Source organism: Sulfurihydrogenibium sp. (assembly GCF_027448985.1).
Lineage (GTDB): Bacteria > Aquificota > Aquificia > Aquificales > Hydrogenothermaceae > Sulfurihydrogenibium.
Genome location: NZ_DAIDMN010000006.1, coordinates 15,014 through 31,560, shown reverse-complemented (window position 1 = coordinate 31,560; position 16,547 = coordinate 15,014). Strand labels below are relative to the sequence as shown.

General features: G+C 32.6%; 16 protein-coding genes and 4 tRNA genes. 9 read left to right on the top strand and 11 right to left on the bottom strand.

All coding sequences use genetic code 11. The annotated features are described in order from the left end of the window. On the bottom strand, positions 1-669 hold a 669-nt coding region (locus tag NE054_RS01315; protein WP_297887441.1), incomplete at its 3' end, for a class I tRNA ligase family protein. A 123-nt stretch (positions 670-792) separates the two neighbouring features. On the opposite strand from NE054_RS01315, the gene NE054_RS01310 reads away from it, so the two are divergent. Then, positions 793-1,077 (top strand): HU family DNA-binding protein, encoded by a 285-nt coding sequence (locus NE054_RS01310; protein WP_297887439.1) that lies wholly within the window; start codon positions 793-795, stop codon positions 1,075-1,077. Between the two features lie 31 nt (positions 1,078-1,108). Here NE054_RS01310 and argB read toward each other — a convergent pair whose 3' ends face one another. From argB to NE054_RS01290, 4 genes are read right to left on the bottom strand one after another with little or no spacing between them, the layout of a single operon-like run. Continuing rightward, on the bottom strand, positions 1,109-2,011 hold the full coding sequence (gene argB / locus NE054_RS01305) for an acetylglutamate kinase (protein WP_297887437.1): 903 nt from the start codon (positions 2,009-2,011) through the stop codon (positions 1,109-1,111). A 41-nt stretch (positions 2,012-2,052) separates the two neighbouring features. After that, positions 2,053-2,967: a radical SAM protein gene (locus NE054_RS01300; RefSeq protein WP_297887435.1), complete on the bottom strand. Its 915-nt coding sequence runs from the start codon at positions 2,965-2,967 to the stop codon at positions 2,053-2,055. A 51-nt stretch (positions 2,968-3,018) separates the two neighbouring features. Next, a complete protein-coding gene (metH, locus tag NE054_RS01295; RefSeq protein ID WP_297887432.1) occupies positions 3,019-6,549 on the bottom strand; it encodes a methionine synthase in 3,531 nt (1,176 codons plus the stop codon). Next, positions 6,550-6,963, bottom strand: coding sequence for a secondary thiamine-phosphate synthase enzyme YjbQ (locus NE054_RS01290; RefSeq protein ID WP_297887430.1), 414 nt, complete (start codon positions 6,961-6,963; stop codon positions 6,550-6,552). It lies immediately after the preceding gene. Between the two features lie 77 nt (positions 6,964-7,040). Between NE054_RS01290 and NE054_RS01285 the strand changes: the two genes are divergently transcribed. The 8 genes from NE054_RS01285 (at position 7,041) to NE054_RS01250 (ending at position 12,376) form a co-directional block, all read left to right on the top strand. Beyond that, on the top strand, positions 7,041-7,337 hold the full coding sequence (locus NE054_RS01285) for a hypothetical protein (RefSeq protein ID WP_297887428.1): 297 nt from the start codon (positions 7,041-7,043) through the stop codon (positions 7,335-7,337). Continuing rightward, positions 7,334-8,164, top strand: a complete 831-nt coding sequence (locus NE054_RS01280; protein ID WP_297887426.1) for an OmpA family protein — start codon at positions 7,334-7,336, stop codon at positions 8,162-8,164. The genes NE054_RS01285 and NE054_RS01280 overlap by 4 nt, the downstream gene beginning before the upstream one ends. Positions 8,165-8,167: 3 nt before the next feature. Next, positions 8,168-8,671 (top strand): metal-binding protein, encoded by a 504-nt coding sequence (locus NE054_RS01275; RefSeq protein WP_297887424.1) that lies wholly within the window; start codon positions 8,168-8,170, stop codon positions 8,669-8,671. Further along, a complete protein-coding gene (locus NE054_RS01270) occupies positions 8,668-9,798 on the top strand; it encodes a site-2 protease family protein (protein ID WP_297887421.1) in 1,131 nt (376 codons plus the stop codon). The genes NE054_RS01275 and NE054_RS01270 overlap by 4 nt, the downstream gene beginning before the upstream one ends. Further along, the gene (locus tag NE054_RS01265) at positions 9,770-10,444 is read left to right on the top strand and encodes a response regulator transcription factor (RefSeq protein ID WP_297887420.1); all 675 of its coding nucleotides are present in this window, start codon (positions 9,770-9,772) and stop codon (positions 10,442-10,444) included. Before NE054_RS01270 ends, NE054_RS01265 begins: the two co-directional genes overlap by 29 nt. Continuing rightward, positions 10,425-11,822: a HAMP domain-containing sensor histidine kinase gene (locus tag NE054_RS01260; RefSeq protein ID WP_297887443.1), complete on the top strand. Its 1,398-nt coding sequence runs from the start codon at positions 10,425-10,427 to the stop codon at positions 11,820-11,822. Before NE054_RS01265 ends, NE054_RS01260 begins: the two co-directional genes overlap by 20 nt. A 75-nt stretch (positions 11,823-11,897) precedes the next feature. Further along, positions 11,898-12,125, top strand: a complete 228-nt coding sequence (locus tag NE054_RS01255) for a hypothetical protein (protein WP_297887418.1) — start codon at positions 11,898-11,900, stop codon at positions 12,123-12,125. Positions 12,126-12,157: 32 nt separating this feature from the next. Then, positions 12,158-12,376 (top strand): hypothetical protein, encoded by a 219-nt coding sequence (locus NE054_RS01250; RefSeq protein WP_297887416.1) that lies wholly within the window; start codon positions 12,158-12,160, stop codon positions 12,374-12,376. Positions 12,377-12,621: 245 nt separating this feature from the next. Here NE054_RS01250 and NE054_RS01245 read toward each other — a convergent pair. The 6 genes from NE054_RS01245 to NE054_RS01220 all read right to left on the bottom strand — a co-directional run bounded on the left by NE054_RS01245 (position 12,622) and on the right by NE054_RS01220 (position 16,545). Beyond that, positions 12,622-12,698: transfer RNA gene (locus tag NE054_RS01245), tRNA-Met, on the bottom strand. 6 nt (positions 12,699-12,704) lie between these two features. Next, positions 12,705-12,778 (bottom strand) — tRNA-Arg (locus NE054_RS01240). Positions 12,779-12,790: 12 nt separating this feature from the next. Then, a tRNA-Pro gene (locus NE054_RS01235) sits at positions 12,791-12,863 on the bottom strand. Positions 12,864-12,895: 32 nt separating this feature from the next. Continuing rightward, positions 12,896-13,435: an inorganic diphosphatase gene (gene ppa / locus NE054_RS01230; protein WP_297887414.1), complete on the bottom strand. Its 540-nt coding sequence runs from the start codon at positions 13,433-13,435 to the stop codon at positions 12,896-12,898. A 42-nt stretch (positions 13,436-13,477) separates the two neighbouring features. Next, a tRNA-Asn gene (locus NE054_RS01225) sits at positions 13,478-13,550 on the bottom strand. A 67-nt stretch (positions 13,551-13,617) separates the two neighbouring features. Beyond that, a complete protein-coding gene (locus NE054_RS01220; RefSeq protein ID WP_297887412.1) occupies positions 13,618-16,545 on the bottom strand; it encodes a valine--tRNA ligase in 2,928 nt (975 codons plus the stop codon). Between the last annotated feature and the right edge of the window lie 2 nt (positions 16,546-16,547).

Genomic DNA, 16,547 nt, shown 5'->3' with positions numbered 1-16,547 from the left:
AACATCTTCATCTACAAGTTTAAATTTAACGTATACTGAAGGGTCTTTTTTTTCTTGATACTCAACCTCTGCTTCTGCTTCTGCAGTTTTATCGTATATACACCAATAAACCGGTTTTTTCCCTCTGTATGCAACACCTTTAGAAAATATTCTACCAAGCTCTAATATCTCCTGAGCCTGATAGGAAGGTTTCATAGTAAGGTAAGGATTTTCCCAATTTCCTATAATACCAAGCCTTTTAAACTCTTCTTTTTGAATTTCCACGAACTTTTTTGCATACTCTCTACATAGTTTTCTAAACTCAGATTTTGATAAATCTTCTTTTTTAATTTTTTTCTCTTTAAGCTGTTTTTCAACCTGTTGTTCTATCGGAAGACCATGACAGTCCCATCCGGGGACAAATGGAGCGTCTTTTCCTTTCATAGATTGGTATTTAACTAAAATATCTTTAAGTATCTTATTTAGAGCATGACCTATATGGATATGACCGTTTGCATAAGGTGGTCCATCGTGAAGTATGTATTTTTCCTTACCTTCTCTATCTTCTCTTAATTTTTTATAAAGATTTATTTTTTCCCAGAAAGTTAGTATCTCCGGTTCTTTATTTGGAAGGTTTGCTTTCATTGGGAAATCAGTTTGAGGTAAGTTTAAAGTATCTTTAAATTCCAACTATTTAACCTCCTTGAGAGTTTGGAAAGTATTATTATATCATTTTTTGATTAAAAAAACCTCTTGACAAATAAACATAATTAGAGTTAAACTTTGATATCACTTTATTAAAGGGGGTTCGACATGACAAAGTCAGAATTAATCGCAAAGGTTGCAGAGAAAGCGGCCTTGAAGAAGTCAGAGGCAGAAAGAGCCGTAAATGCAGCCATCGAAGCAGTTGTAGAAGCTCTTTCAAAGGGTGAAAGGACTGCTATTCCTGGTCTTGGTGTTTTCAACGTAAGAGAAAGAAAAGCAAGAAAAGGTAGAAACCCAAGAACAGGAAAAGAGATTAAAATTCCAGCAAGAAAGGTTGTAGTATTCACAGCTGCAAAATCTTTAAAAGAAGCGTTAAATGCAAAGAAAAAATAAGTCATAAATAAAGGGGCGAAAAGCCCCTTTTTTAAATTTTATAAACTTCCGTTCCTACACCTTCTTTTGTAAAAATTTCAAGTAGTATACAGTGAGGAATCCTTCCATCTAATATATGGGCTTTGTTTACTCCATTTTCTACAGCATAAATACATGCTTTCACTTTAGGAATCATACCACCTTTTATTGTACCGTCTTTTATCATTTTTTCTATCTCTTGTGTAGAAATGGAAGAAACAGTTTTTCCTGTAGAGTCTTTTAGACCTTCTATATCTGTTAAGAATAAAACTTTTTCTGCATTTAAAGCTGCAGCAACAGAAGCTGCAACAAAATCTGCGTTTATGTTATACGCGTTTCCTTCATCATCATAACCAATTGGAGCTATAACCGGAATGTAGTTATCTTCGTCAAGATGTTTTAAAAGTTGTGGATTTACCTGTTTTACTTCTCCAACATGACCAAGGTCTATTAGCTCTGTAGGTCTGAAATCTCCCATAGATTTAAAGTACTCTTCTGCATCTAACTTTTTGGCTTTTATCAACTCTCCATCTTTACCGGTTATACCTACAGCTTTAACGTGTCCTCCAGAATAACTGTTTATTAACTGTACTATACTTTTGTTTACAAGTCCTCCTAAAACCATCTCTACAATATCCATAGTCTCTTTATCCGTTACTCTAAGACCTCCAACAAATTTTGATTCTAAACCCATTTTTTTCAGATACTGACCTATCTGAGGACCGCCACCGTGAACGATTACCGGATTAATCCCTATGTATTTAAGCATCAAAACATCTTGAGCAAACGCTGACCTTAAATCGGCTTTATCCATTGCATTTCCACCATACTTGATAACAAATGTTTTCCCTCTAAAAGTTTTTATGTATGGAAGTGCTTCAAGAAGAATGTTTGCCTTTTCTATAGCTTTCTCCAAAGAAAAACCTCCTAAAAATTTTGACTTTATTTTAACATTTTTTAAGAGGTTTTTATAAATTCAAGATTGGCCACTTTAGTTGTTTTTAGTTTTCCCTGTAATAGTAATTGATTTATATTTTCTTTTGTATCTTCGTCAAAAAGAGTTTCTATATCGTACACTGTGTAAGCTCTTTTTTTGAATGTATTTAGAATATCCTCTTTGTCAAGATGGACTTTTTTTATTTTACCTCCGGATTTCCTTGTTGCTACATTTACGTTTAATCCTTCAAACATACTTGCAATTTCATAAAGTGTTTGATTGTCAACTGGAAAAACTCTGTAAGCAGGTGGTCTATCTATTGTTGATATATCTATTCTATCCGGATTAATTTTCTTTACTGCTTCAACGATTTTTTCTATTACTTCTTTTTTGTCATTTATATGTTTTACTATTAAAACTTCCAAAACAAGTGTTCCACTATACTCTTTTCTGAAAGAAATCATCCCATCTATGATATCTTCTATTTTTATACCTTTTAATGGTTTATCTATTTTTTCAAATGTTTTTTGGTCCGCTGCATCAAGGGAAAGTTTTACTATATCAAATTTTTTCAGTGCTTGTCTAACTGATATTTCGTTTATCGTACTTGCATTAGATAGAATTAAACTTTTTGAATTTCCTTTTATCTGATTTATCTTTTCTATAAGTTCGTCAAGTTTTGAGTAAAGAGTAGGCTCTCCGTTTGCTGTAACCGTAATAACATCCGGATACTGATTTTTTGATAGATAATCTCTCAGTTCTTTTATTATCTCATCCGGATTCGGCTGGTTTTCTATTTTGTTTACTGGTTTTGCTTTTTCAAGTTCACAGTATAAACAGTCAAAATTACAGCTTTTTTTATCTGGGGAAAGGTCTATTCCCAAAGACAAACCAAATCTTCTTGATAGAACAGGTCCAAAAATGTATTTATACATACTTTCCATTTTATCCTAAATCCTTTTTAAATAATATATGCCTTTTTTAAGTTAAACACTAAAATATGTTGCCTCCGGATGGTAAACAACTATAGCATCGGTTGACTGTTCGGGAACAATAAGATGATTTTCTGTAAGGGTTATACCGTACTCCTGAGGTTTTAGTATATCAAAGATAATATCGTTTATAGCTAAATCTGGACATGCAGGATATCCGGGAGAGTAACGTGCTCCTTGATAGTTTCTTATCTGCCAGTTGATGTCTTTTAAACTTTCTCCTTCTTCTTTTGCTATGCCAAGCTCTATTCTTATTTTTTTATGAACTATTTCCGCCAGTGCTTCCGCTAATTCTACTCCTAATCCATGGATAAGATGATACTCTTTATATTTTCCTTCTTTAAAAAGTTGATTTTCATACTCTGAAATCTTGTTTCCAGCTGATACTACAGTAAATGCTACAACATCGTGTCTATCATCGTGAAAGTAATCCGGTAATGCTCTGTAAGGTGGTTTTGAAGACCTTGGAAAATTTATTTTTTTATAGACTCTATTTAGTACGTTTTCCAACGGTTCTTTATTTGCTTCCCTGTCTTCTTTCCATCCTTCTTTCTCTGAAAATATAAGTAAAGATGCTTCTTTGTTGTCGTTGTTTTTCAGTCTCAAAGCTAAATCTGACCTACAAGGGTAGTATCCATAGATGATAATAGGTGTAAAAATATCTTCATCTATTAAAAGTTTTTTTAATCTTTCAAAGTTAGGTAAAATCTCCTCTTTTTTTAATTTTTCATACTCTTGTCTTGATTTATCTCCCCTTGTGTATCCCCAAGCTCTTTTAAAAAGCGCTCCTTTGTTAATCCAATCAAATGCAAGATATCTTATCTCTGCGTATTCTGGACTATCTGGATGTATCCATACTTTTCTTCCCCAAAATGGTGGAGTTGGAACCGGAACATCTCTTGAAGGCATTTTTATCTCTTTAAGTGGTGGTATTTCTAAATTTTCCTCAATTTTTACTTGACTTTCTTCTTCCTCTTTATAACCTAAATCTACATCAAAAATTCCCTTTTCTATCCTTGACATAGCCTCTATTCCATCAAATGCATCTCTACAGTAAAATATCGGTCCATCGTAAATTGGTCTACAATATTCATCAACAAATTTTTTATTAAGGGCTGCTCCACCAAGTAAAACTGGAATTTTTATACCTCTTTTTTGCATTTCTTCAAGGTTGTTTTTCATCTCAAGGGTAGATTTAACTAAAAGTCCACTCATTCCTATAGCATCCGCGTTATGCTCTTGAGCTGCTTTTAAAAACTGTTCTAATTCTACCTTTATTCCAAGGTTTACAACGTTAAAACCGTTGTTTGTAAGAATTATATCAACCAAATTTTTTCCAACATCGTGAACATCACCTTTTACAGTGCCAAGAATGAGTGTAGTTTTTTTCTTTTTGGTTGTTTTTGGAAGATATTGGTTAAGGTAATCTACTGCAGCTTTCATACTTTCTGCTGATTGAAGAACGAAAGGAAGTTGCATTTTTCCTTCACCAAACAGGTCTCCTACTACTTTCATAGCATTGATAAGAATTTCATTGATAATTTTTTCCGGTGGTATTTTATGTCTTGCTTCTTCTACAGCTTTTATGAGTTTTTCTTTTTCTCCATCTATAAGAAGTTTTTTTATTTTTTCTTCTATTGGAAGGCTTTCAAATTCTTTATTTTCTTCTTGTGATGAAATATCTTTCTTTTTTGAAAAGTAGTTAATAAACTCAAACAATGGGTCTTTTCCATTTTCCCATACATTAAAAATTAGATTCTCACAGATTTTTCTTTCTTCTTCAGATATTTTGTGGAAAGGTATCAGGTGCTTTGGATTAACTATTGCCATCGTTAATCCGGCTTCTACACAGTGATGTAAAAATACTGAGTTGAGATATTTCCTTGCATGCATATCAAGGCCAAAAGATACGTTTGATATTCCTAGTACTGCTCCCACTTCCGGATGTCTTTTTCTTAGCTCTCTTATAGCTTCTATTGTCTGAATTGCCGCATCTCGGTACTCTTCATCTCCACTTCCTATGGTAAATGTTAAAAGGTCAAATACTAAGTCTTGAGGGTCAAGCTTATGTAATTTTGTTGCTCTTTCATACATTCTTTCTGCTACTTGTAATTTTCTTTCTTTTGTTTTTGCCATCCCTTGCTCATCTATCGTGAGAAGTACCAATGATGTACCAAACCTTTTTGCAAGTTGGCAAACTTTATCAAATTTTTCTTCTCCATCTTCAAGGTTTGCAGAGTTTATTATTGGTTTTCCACCTATATGTTTTAATCCGGTTTCTACAGCTTTTGGTTGAGTAGAATCAACCATGAGAGGTATTGGTATCTTTTCGTTAAACCTTTTTATAACTTCTTTCATATCTTTTATTTCATCTCTTCCGGCATAATTAACGGAAACATCTAAAGCATGAGCTCCCGATTTTACCTGCTCTTGTGCTATAGATAAAATACCATCGTAATCTTCTTTTAATAAAAGTTCTCTAAACTGTTTTGAACCGGTGGCGTTGGTTCTTTCCCCTACCAAAAAAGGTGGTGGGTCCTGTTTTAAAGAAAAAGTCATAAACAAGGATGCAAGGGCTTTTGGTTGATTTCCTGTAGGTTTTTTAGGTTTTCTTCCTTTCACCTTTTCGTAAAGGGCTTTTATGTGGGCAGGAGTTGTTCCACAACATCCTCCTACTATTGCAACACCATCTATATCTAAAAATTTACTTTCTTTCTCTGCAAACTCTTCCGCATTCATTGGATAGTAGGTTTGTCCACCTCTGTTTTCTGGAAGTCCTGCATTTGCATGGATAGATATATATCCTTTCCAAACTTGCGACAATTTTTTTAAGTGGTTTTCTACCTGGTCAGGTCCTGTTCCACAGTTAAAACCGAGTGTCAAAATATCAAAAGGTTCCATTATTGTTGCTAAAGTTTGAGCATCTGTACCTATAAGCATTGTACCTGTAAGCTCAATAGTTGCGGAAACCATTATTGGAATATCCTTACCTTTATCTTTAGCTGCGTCTTGTAAAGCATGAAGTGCTACTTTTATTTGTAGAGGGTCTTGACACGTTTCAACTAAAAATACATCCACACCTCCATCTATCAGTCCGTAAGCTGCTATTTTATAGCCATCATACATCGTGTCGTAATCTATATGTCCTAAAGAAGGTAGTTTTGTTCCAGGACCTAAAGAACCTGCTACAAATCTTGGTTTATCCGAAGTAAAATATTTTTCACAGAGATTTTTAACCAATAAAGCTCCAGCTTTTGCCAACTCATAAGCTTTATCTGGTATCTGATATTCATCTAACACCCAAGGTAACGCTCCAAAGGTGTTAGTTTTTATAAGGTCAGCTCCAGCTTGTAGGTATTTTTCATGTATGTTGGATATTATATTTGGAGCTGTTATATTAAGAATTTCATTACAGCCTACCTTTCCTTCCCAAGCAGACATTGGAACAAGAGTAGACTGTATCATTGTTCCCATTGCACCATCTATAACCAAAACCCTTTCTTTTATTAACTCTCTTAAATCCATCTAAACTCCTATGATTTTTATTATCACCTTTTTAGGTCTTTGACCATCATACTCTGCATAAAATATTTCCTGCCACGGTCCAAGGTCAAGTTTACCGTTTGTAATCGGTAAAACTACTTGAAGATGAGCAAGAAGGTTTTTCAGATGTGCATCTGCATTGTCTTCTCCTGTTAGATGATGTTTGTAATCTTTTTTAAAAGGTGCAAGATTTTCAAGCCATTGCCAAATATCCTCATGTAATCCTTCTTCATCATCCTGGATTATAACAGATGCTGTAAGATGCATAGCCGATACAAGACATAATCCTTCTTTTACTGTGGATTCTTTTACAGCTGTTTGTACATCTTCAGTAATTTTTATAAGCTCTCTACGATTTTTTGTATTAAATGTTAAATACTTTGTATAACTTTTCAAATCATTTCCTCCTGTAAAAAAATACTATAATATATTTTAATCTTTTGACGAAAAAGAATAAAAAGGAGGTACAAAAAATGATAAAGAAAACTATCGCAATGTTTTTGATGTTTTTTGGATTTAGTCTTGCATTAGAAAAAAATATCACTACATCTGAGTATCTTGATGAAGCTCAAAAAGCACTAAAAATAGCCTACGAGAATGGTGCCCATATAAAAGCACAGTACGAATACGGAAAAGCATTAGGATTTTACAACATTGCTAAGGAACAAGCATCTAACTTTCAAACAGAAAAGGCTATAGATGCTGCTACAAAATCTATAGAATGGTCTTTAAAAGCAATGGAAAAAATAAACAAAGAGGTAAGCCAATGAAAAGATTGATTGCGACAACAATTTTAGTTTCTTTCACTTTAACAAACTCTTATGGTCATGAAGGCTTTAAACTAAACATAACAGAATTAGAAAATAAACTTTTAAAATTAAAAGAGATGCATGCTCTTGAATGTTCACCAGAGGAGGTAGGAAAAGTAGAAAGTTATTTAGAGAGTTTGAAACAAGATATAGAAAGAGAAAAAAATGAAAAAGAAACTGTATACATCCTAAAACCAAAACAAAAAACAGATATAGATTACACGTTAACAATAAAAAATCTACTAACAAAGATTGAAAAAAATATATATTCAGATAAAGATAAAGATGGAATACCTTGTTATAAAGAGATAGAACTTGGTTTAGACCCAAATAAACCAGATAAAAAAGAAGAGAAAATTGTAATAAACTATGGTGAAGAAAACAAAACAGAAAATATAAATCCTTCTCAAACTGAAAAAGAGATAAAAAGTTCAAGCAATCCAATAGTTCAACCAGTTAGAGTTCATTTTTACACAAACAGAGCAGACATTAAAAAAGAGTATTTACCATACTTAAATATAGTAGCAAAGTATCTTAAAACTCATCCTGACACAAAAGTCAAAATTGTAGGATATACAGATAATGTTGGCTCTAAAACTTACAACAACAAATTAGCGTTAGAGAGAGCTAAAAATGTGAAAAAATATTTAACAAAACTTGGCGTAAATCCAGATAGAATTGTAATAGAAGGAATAGGAAAAGATAAGTATATCGTTTCAAACAACAACCAAATAGATAAATTTACCAATAGAAGAGCAGAGTTTTACGTTATAAACTTAGCGGAGTAATAGTTGGCAAGCGGGAGAACCCACGACATTGTTAACCTTTTAGTATTACCTCCCGCTGTATATTATCTACAACCTTCCGACTTTATCGCTTTTACAGGTGGTTATTTAGTTGGTACATTTTTTCTTACCCCGGATAACGATATATACCTATCTAAACCGAACAAAAGATGGAACATTTTACGAATAATGTGGTACCCTTACACAAAGGTATTCAAACACAGAGGAGTATCCCATATTCCAATATACGGAACAGTTTTCAAAATTATCTACCTTTCAGTAATCTTTTTTCTTATACTTTTTCTTTTAAAATACTTTTTGGATTATTTCTACCCGGATAAACAACTTATTACTCTCAGTTTTCACAACTTAAAAGATTTTGTTTCATCTCCTTTTGTATTATCTTTCTTCATAGGGATAGTTTTAGCGGAAATAGTTCATATATTTACTGATATAATTTACTCTACTATTAAAAAGTTTTTACCCAAAAGAAGGAAAAAAAGCAGATGAGTTTTAACGGAATAAAACTTTTTAAAATTTTTGGAATAGAAGTTCACTTAGATTACAGCTGGTTTGTTGCGTTTTTTCTTATTACATTCTCGTTAGCAGAAGGATTTTACCCTTCTATGTATCCGGATTTACCCAAAACTTATTACTATTTAATATCTGTAATATCAGCAGTTATGCTTTTTGTATCGGTCCTACTTCATGAGTTGTCTCACTCATTAGTTGCAGTGAGATACTCAATACCTGTTAAAGACATATACCTTTTCATATTCGGAGGAGTAGCACTTTTTCAAGATGAAGCAAAAACTCCATCTCAGGAATTTAAAATAGCAATAGCAGGACCTTTAATGAGTTTTTTCTTAGCATCAATTTTTTTCACGATTGGGTACCACTATCCAAAAGACGATTTATTTAACGGATTTTTAAATTACATATTCATTGTAAATTTCTTTTTAGGAGCATTTAATCTTATTCCAGCATTTCCATTAGATGGAGGAAGAATATTCAGGTCTTTACTTTGGAAAAAGTACGGAATACTAAAAGCAACAGAGATTGCATCTAACGTTGGGAAATACTTTGGAATAACGTTGATAATCTTAGGAATTTTTATGATATTTACAGGAAACATTATAAATGGAATATGGCTTTCATTTTTAGGTTTTTTTATAAAAAGAGCATCAAAAGAAGCTTTAATATCCACGCAACTAAACTATATCCTATCAAGATTTAGAGTTGATAACATAATGAGAACCATGAACCCTTTAAATCCGGATTTAACAGTGTTAGACTTTATAAACTTCGTTAAACCAAACATATCAACACATCTTTATCCGGTTTTAACACAAGACGGTAAAATCTTATTTTTAGATATAAAAGACATACAAAAACTACCTTACTATCAACAAGAAGAACTAACACTAAAAGATGTTATAAAACCAATAGACAAATACGTCTCACCTGAAGAAAAACTATCCCAAGCTTATAGATATATGATAAAAGAAAAACTTGAAGAAATCCCAGTAAGGTATAAAGATATATTTTTAGGAATCCTTAAAGCTTCAGATATAGAACATATAATAAACAAACATTTGGGGCAGGAAAATGAAAGTACTAATAGTAGAAGACGATAAAGAACTATCAAACCTTATAGTAAAAAGATTAAAAGAAGAAGGTTTTTCAGTAAACCAAGCCTTTGACGCGGAAGAAGGGTTAAGTTATGCAACCTATGAAAGCTACGACATTATAATCCTTGACATAATGTTACCAAAAATGTCCGGATACCAAGTGATAGAAAGTCTAAAAAACAAAAAAATTAAAACACCAATTTTAGTCCTAAGTGCAAAAGGAGAGATTGAAGACAAAGTAAAAGGATTACAACTTGGAGCAGACGATTATCTTACAAAACCATTTAGTTTTCCGGAATTGATAGCAAGATTACACGCACTAATCAGAAGAAGTAAAAACATAGAAGAAATATCAAAACTCAAATACGCAGACCTAACGATGGACTTACTGAAAAAAGAAGTTTACAGAAACGGCAAAAAAATTGACCTTACAGCAAAAGAATTTGAACTTTTAAAATACCTACTTGAAAACGCAGAAAGAATTATTACAAGAAACATGATTTTAGAAAATGTTTTTGATATAGATTTTGATATTGAAAGCAACGTTGTAGATGTCCACATTCATAGGTTAAGAGATAAGGTAGATAAAGGATTTGAAAAAAAGTTAATACACACAGTCCGTGGTTTTGGTTATGTTCTCAAATCTGATTAAATTTTTCAGTAGAATAACTATAAAAATCATCCTTCTTTACTCATTCACATTGTTAACATCGTTACTAATATCTTTCTTTATGGTTTACTCATTCTTTGAGATATACTTAGAAAATAAAACAAAGGACGACCTGATAGAAAAAGCAAAAGCCTACAAAATCTTATACAAACAAGAAGGATTATCCGGCTTAAAAAATCAGATAATAAAAGAAGCGGAGATAATAAAAAATGTTGAGATATTTTTCAAAATATACGATAAAAAAGGTGAAATAATTTTAAACACAAACACAGGAATACATACAAAAAATTTAGTAATAAACTTAGAAAACTACGGTAAACTAAATCCAGATACTTACATACTCACCACGGTAGACTATTTTGACATAATAATATACAAACTCTCAAATAAACACATTTTAGTAATAGGAAAATCAAAATTAGACAACAACAAACTACTAAACCGTTTAACAGAAATATTTTATAAAGCCGGAACGATAGTTTTTCTTCTCTCTTTAGTAGGAGGAATATTAATAACTACTTCCATCACAAAAAAAATTAAGAACATATCAAACACAGCAAAAGATATTGCTACAAGTATGAAACTCGACAGAAGAGTACCTATAACAGGAACAAAAGATGAGTTAAACGATTTAGCTTTACTTATAAACGACCTTTTAGACAGAATAGAACAACTTGTAAAAACATTAAAAGAAACAACTGAGAGCATAGCCCACGACCTTAAAACTCCTATAGCAAGAATAAGAAGTTCAACGGAAAATCTCCTTATTAAAAACAACCTATCCACAGAGTGCAGCAATCTTTTAGTTTACATAATAGAAGAAACAAACTCACTAAACCAGATGATAGAAGACCTACTTACATTATCAAAATTAGAATCCGGAACATTTGTTCTTCAAAAAGAAAAAATAAACCTGTCAAACATAGTAAAAAAACTTTATAATCTATTTAAAGATTACGCTTTAACAAAATCAATAACACTAAAACTTAACATAACAGACGAAATTTACATAAACGGAAACGAAAAATATATATCCCGTGCCATAGCAAATCTTATTGATAATGCAATAAAATTCAATAAAGAAAACGGTGAAGTGGTAATATATCTATACGAAGACCAAGAAAATGTTATTTTAAAAATAGAAGATACCGGAATAGGTATTCCGGAAGACAAATTAGACAAAATTTTTGAAAAATTTTATAGAGTCGATGAAAGTAGAGGAGTATACTCAGGAAGTGGTCTTGGTCTTAGCTTGGTGAAGGCAATATTACAACAACATGATGCAAGTATAGAGCTTTTCAGTAAAGAAAACTTAGGAACAACCATTGTTATTACTTTTCCTAAAATTACAAATTTGTAATCTTTATTTAATCAATTTGTAATTTTATTAGAGTACACTTTTTAATGTAGATTTAAAAAGGAGGTAATAAACGAGATGAAAAAATTAGTTTTAGGAACTGCAGCGGCATTTTTGTCAGCATCTTTACTTTTTAGCTGTCAAAAGAAAGAAGAACAACCAGCACCAGCGCCAGCTGAACAACAAGCTCAACCAGCTGCTCCAGCAGCACAACCTGCACCAGCTGAACAACAAGCAGCTCCAGCAGGACAAGAACAACAAGCACAACCAGCAGGACAAGAACAAAAACCAGCTGAACAAAAGTAATTTAAATTAAATCTTTTATAGGAGGTAGTAGTATGAAGAAGTTAGTATTATCAACACTTTCAGTTGCAGTTTTAGGTCTTGGATTTGCATCTATCGCTGAAGAAAAAGCAGCTGCTCCAGCAGAAGGAGCAAAACAAGAAGCTCCAGCAAAAGAAGAGAAAAAAGCTCATAAAAAAGAACACAAAAAAGAAGTGAAGAAAGAAGAGAAGAAGGAAGAGAAGAAAGAAGAGAAAAAAGAAGAGAAGAAGTAAGTTTTAAAGAAGGGGGTTTACAAGCCCCTTCTTTTATTTTGGAATTTATTTATTTTCTATCATCTAAAGCAATTATATATTTTTTCAAAATCATCATATCAGAATATATTCTTATTATTAATCTTCAGATTCACAATTAATTAATAAAAATTGCATAAAAAACGTGCATTTTTGTCGTTAGAGGGCAAAAGAATGAAATACTGAACCATTTATCGAGTTTAGAGTATTTAATCTTGATTTATTTTTGGTTGCGGGGGCAGGATTTGAACCTGCGACCTCCGGGTTATGAGCCCGGCGAGCTACCAAGCTGCTCCACCCCGCGGTTTTATGCGCCCGGCACGATTCGAACGTGCGACCTACGGATTAGAAGTCCGTTGCTCTGTCCAGCTGAGCTACGGGCGCGCCTTTTGATAGTCGGAGTGGCAGGACTTGAACCTGCGACCCCGTGCTCCCAAGGCACGTGCTCTCCCACCTGAGCTACACTCCGTATTCAAAACAGATAAATATTATATATCTTATTCAGTTTTTAGTCAAGAGTTTTTTAAACTTTTCTATAGATTTTAATATATCTTGTTTTGCTGATTCAGAATCTTTAAAAGATTTTACTTTTACCCACTTTCCGGATTCCAACTCTTTGTAGTGTTCAAAAAAGTGTTTAATTTTGTCTAAGGTTGCTTTTGGTAAATCATTTACTTCTTTTATATTTTCAAAAGTGTTGTCCAATTTAGAAACCGGAACAGCTATTATCTTTGTATCTATCCCTTCTTCATCTTCCATTTCCAACATCCCTATTGGTCTTGCTCTAATCACGCTTCCTGGTACTACTGGTTCTCTTGAAATAACTAAAACATCTGTTGGGTCTCCATCGTCTGCCAATGTATTTGGAATAAAACCATAGTTAAATGGATAGTACATAGCTGTAAATAAAAATCTATCTACAAATACAGCTCCACTTTCTTTATCAACTTCATACTTTATTCCACTTCCTTGAGGGATTTCTATAACTACGTAAATATCTTCAGGTGGATTTTTCCCTGCTGGAATTTTTTTTAAATCCATATAAAGCCCCCTGATTTTTAAAAGTTAGATTTAGATATGAAGCTCCCGAGGAGGGATTCGAACCCCCGACCAGCCGGTTAACAGCCGGCTGCTCTGCCTGCTGAGCTACTCGGGAATAAAAACTATAAATATTATATCATATTATCATCAAAATGCAACTGGTTTTAGAATAAATCTGCAGATTAATCTCTCTTTTTAAGCATATTCAGTATAACATTTATCTTTTCTCTCTTTTCTTTCAACTCTTGGTAAAGTTGTCTTTCTTTTTCTACTACATGGAAGGGAGCTTTGTTTACAAAGTTTTCGTTTGATAACTTACTTTCTGAAATTTTTATAGATTTTTCAACTTCTTGCAAGAGTTTTTCCTGTCTTTGTATTTCCTTTTCTATGTCCAGTATTCCGGATAAATCTATATAACTTTCTCCAAGCCTTGAAACTGTTACAACTTCTGTTTCTTTTTTTGATATATTTGGATTTATCGTTATTTCTTGAGCTTTTATAAGTTGCTTTATTGGGCTAACAAGTTTTTTTAGTTTTTCTTCTATTTCTTTTGAGTTTGGTTTTATTCTTATGTTTAGTTTTTTTGTTGGTTCTATGTTAAAATCACTTCTAACTGTTCTTATTGATGTAATCATTTCTTTTAATGACTCTATGAAAGAGTAGTCTTCCTCAAAAATTAAATTTTCATCGTATTGTGGATATGGAGCTGCTGCTAAATATTGTGTTTCTTTTATTGGAATAAAGTTATAAATCTCTTCAGTAATAAATGGCATTATAGGATGAAGTAGTTTTAAAGATTCTCTTAAAACAAAGTTTAAAACAGATACTGCTGTTTCTTTTTCATCAATAGCTCCTTTGTATATTCTTTCTTTTGTAAACTCTATATACCAATCGCAGTAGTCATGCCAGAAAAAGTCATAAATTGTGTTTGCATAGTCATTGTACCTATAGTTTTCCAATTCTAAAGATGATTTTTGAACTGTTTTTTGTAGTGCTGTTAGTATCCATTTATCTTCAATTGAAAGGTTTAAACTTTTAATGTCTTTTATTTGGATATTTTGAGTGTTTGTTAACACGAATTTTGAGGCATTCCATATTTTGTTTGAAAAATGTTTATAACCTTCTATTCTCTTTTCGGAAAGTCTGATATCTCTTCCTTGGGCTGCTAAAGCTGTTAAGGTGAATCTAAGGGCATCTGCTCCGTATTTGTCTGCCATTTCAAGAGGGTCTATCACGTTTCCTTTTGTTTTGGACATTTTTTCGCCTTTTTCATCTCTCACAAGGGCATGAATATAAACATCTTCAAATGGTATGTTGTCTGTAAACTTTGTACCCATCATTATCATCCTTGCAACCCAGAAAAATATAATATCAAATCCAGTTATAAGTAAGGATGTAGGATAAAAAGTTTTTAAATCTTTGGTTTCTTCAGGCCAACCAAGGGTTCCAAAGGGCCATAATGCAGAAGAAAACCAAGTGTCTAAAACATCTTCATCTTGATGCAAATTTTCACTTGAACATTTTTCACATTTGAGGATGATTTGATACCTTTCTTCGTAAAGTTTTCTAAAGTGAATTGAATTTTCTAAAAGATTTGTTAAATCTTCCTTTGTTTTTAATTTTTCAGCCTTTTTTAAAAATACAACTTCTTCATAAAATTGTAAATTTGTTTTATCCGGATGGGTGAAGTTTTGTTGGGTTAAAGTGTTCCAAACTTCATCTATACAAAAAATTTGATTTATCTTTCCGTCTGCATATAGGTTAAAAATTATTTTTTCTTCTACTGTAGATAAAAAGTCATCGTTGAAAGAGTTAATATGGTTACAATCTTTACAATACCATACGGGTATTCTATGACCCCACCATATCTGTCTTGAAATACACCACTCTTTTATATTGTACATCCAGTTTAAGTATGTTTTTGTCCATCCTTCCGGAATAAACTTTATTTTTCCTTCTTCTACAACCTTTATTGCTTTTTCTGCTAATTTTTTTGTATCTACAAACCATTGAGTAGAAAGATATGGCTCTACTACTTCTTTTGATCTTTGAGAATGACCTACGTTGTGAATGTGTTCTTCTTCTTTTTCTAAAAGTCCATGTTCTTTTAATTTTTCAACTATTTTTTTCCTTGCTTCATATCTGTACAATCCTTCAAACTCTCCACCGTTTTTATTTATGTAAGCTCCTTCGTCCATAACTATAACCATTGGTAAGTTATGTCTTTTTCCTACTTCAAAGTCATTTGGGTCATGGGCAGGAGTTATCTTTACTACTCCGGTTCCAAAGGCAGGATCTACATAGTCATCAGCTATTATAGGGATTATGTTGCTTATTATATTTCCATTTATATCTATTCTTTCTTTTGGAGCTAATGGCAGTACTACTTTTTTCCCTATTAGATGCTTGTATCTTTCATCGTTTGGATTGACAGCTACCGCGGTATCTCCAAGCATCGTTTCTGGTCTTGTTGTTGCTACAACTATATATCCACTTCCATCTTCTAAAGGATATCTTATATGCCAAAGTTTTCCTTTTTCTTCGTAATACTCTACTTCTAAGTCTGAGATTGCTGTTCTTTCTTTTGGGTCCCAGTTTACAATATATGGAGCTTTAAATATAAGCCCTTCTTTATACAGTTTTACAAATGCTTCTCTTACAGCTCTTGAAAATCCTTCGTCAAGTGTGAATCTTTGTCTTGACCAATCACAAGAAGCTCCGATTCTTATTAGCTGGTTTTTTATTGAGTCTCTTGATTTTGGAACCCATTGCCACACTTTTTTTATAAAGTTTTCTCTTCCAAGGTCAAATCTACTTATTCCTTCTTTTTGAAGTTCTCTCACAACAACCCACTGGGTTGCTATTCCGGCATGGTCAAATCCCGGTAACCAGAGGGTGTTGTAGCCTTTCATCCTTTTGTACCTAGCGATTATATCTTGTAGTGTTGCATTAAGAGCATGACCTATATGAAGACTTCCTGTTACGTTTGGTGGTGGTAAAACCATAGAAAAGTAGGGTTTTCCATCTGATTTAGGTTTAAAAATGTCAACTTTTTTATAAATTTCAGACCACTTTGTTTCTATCTCGTTGTGGTTATACTCTTTTAGCATCT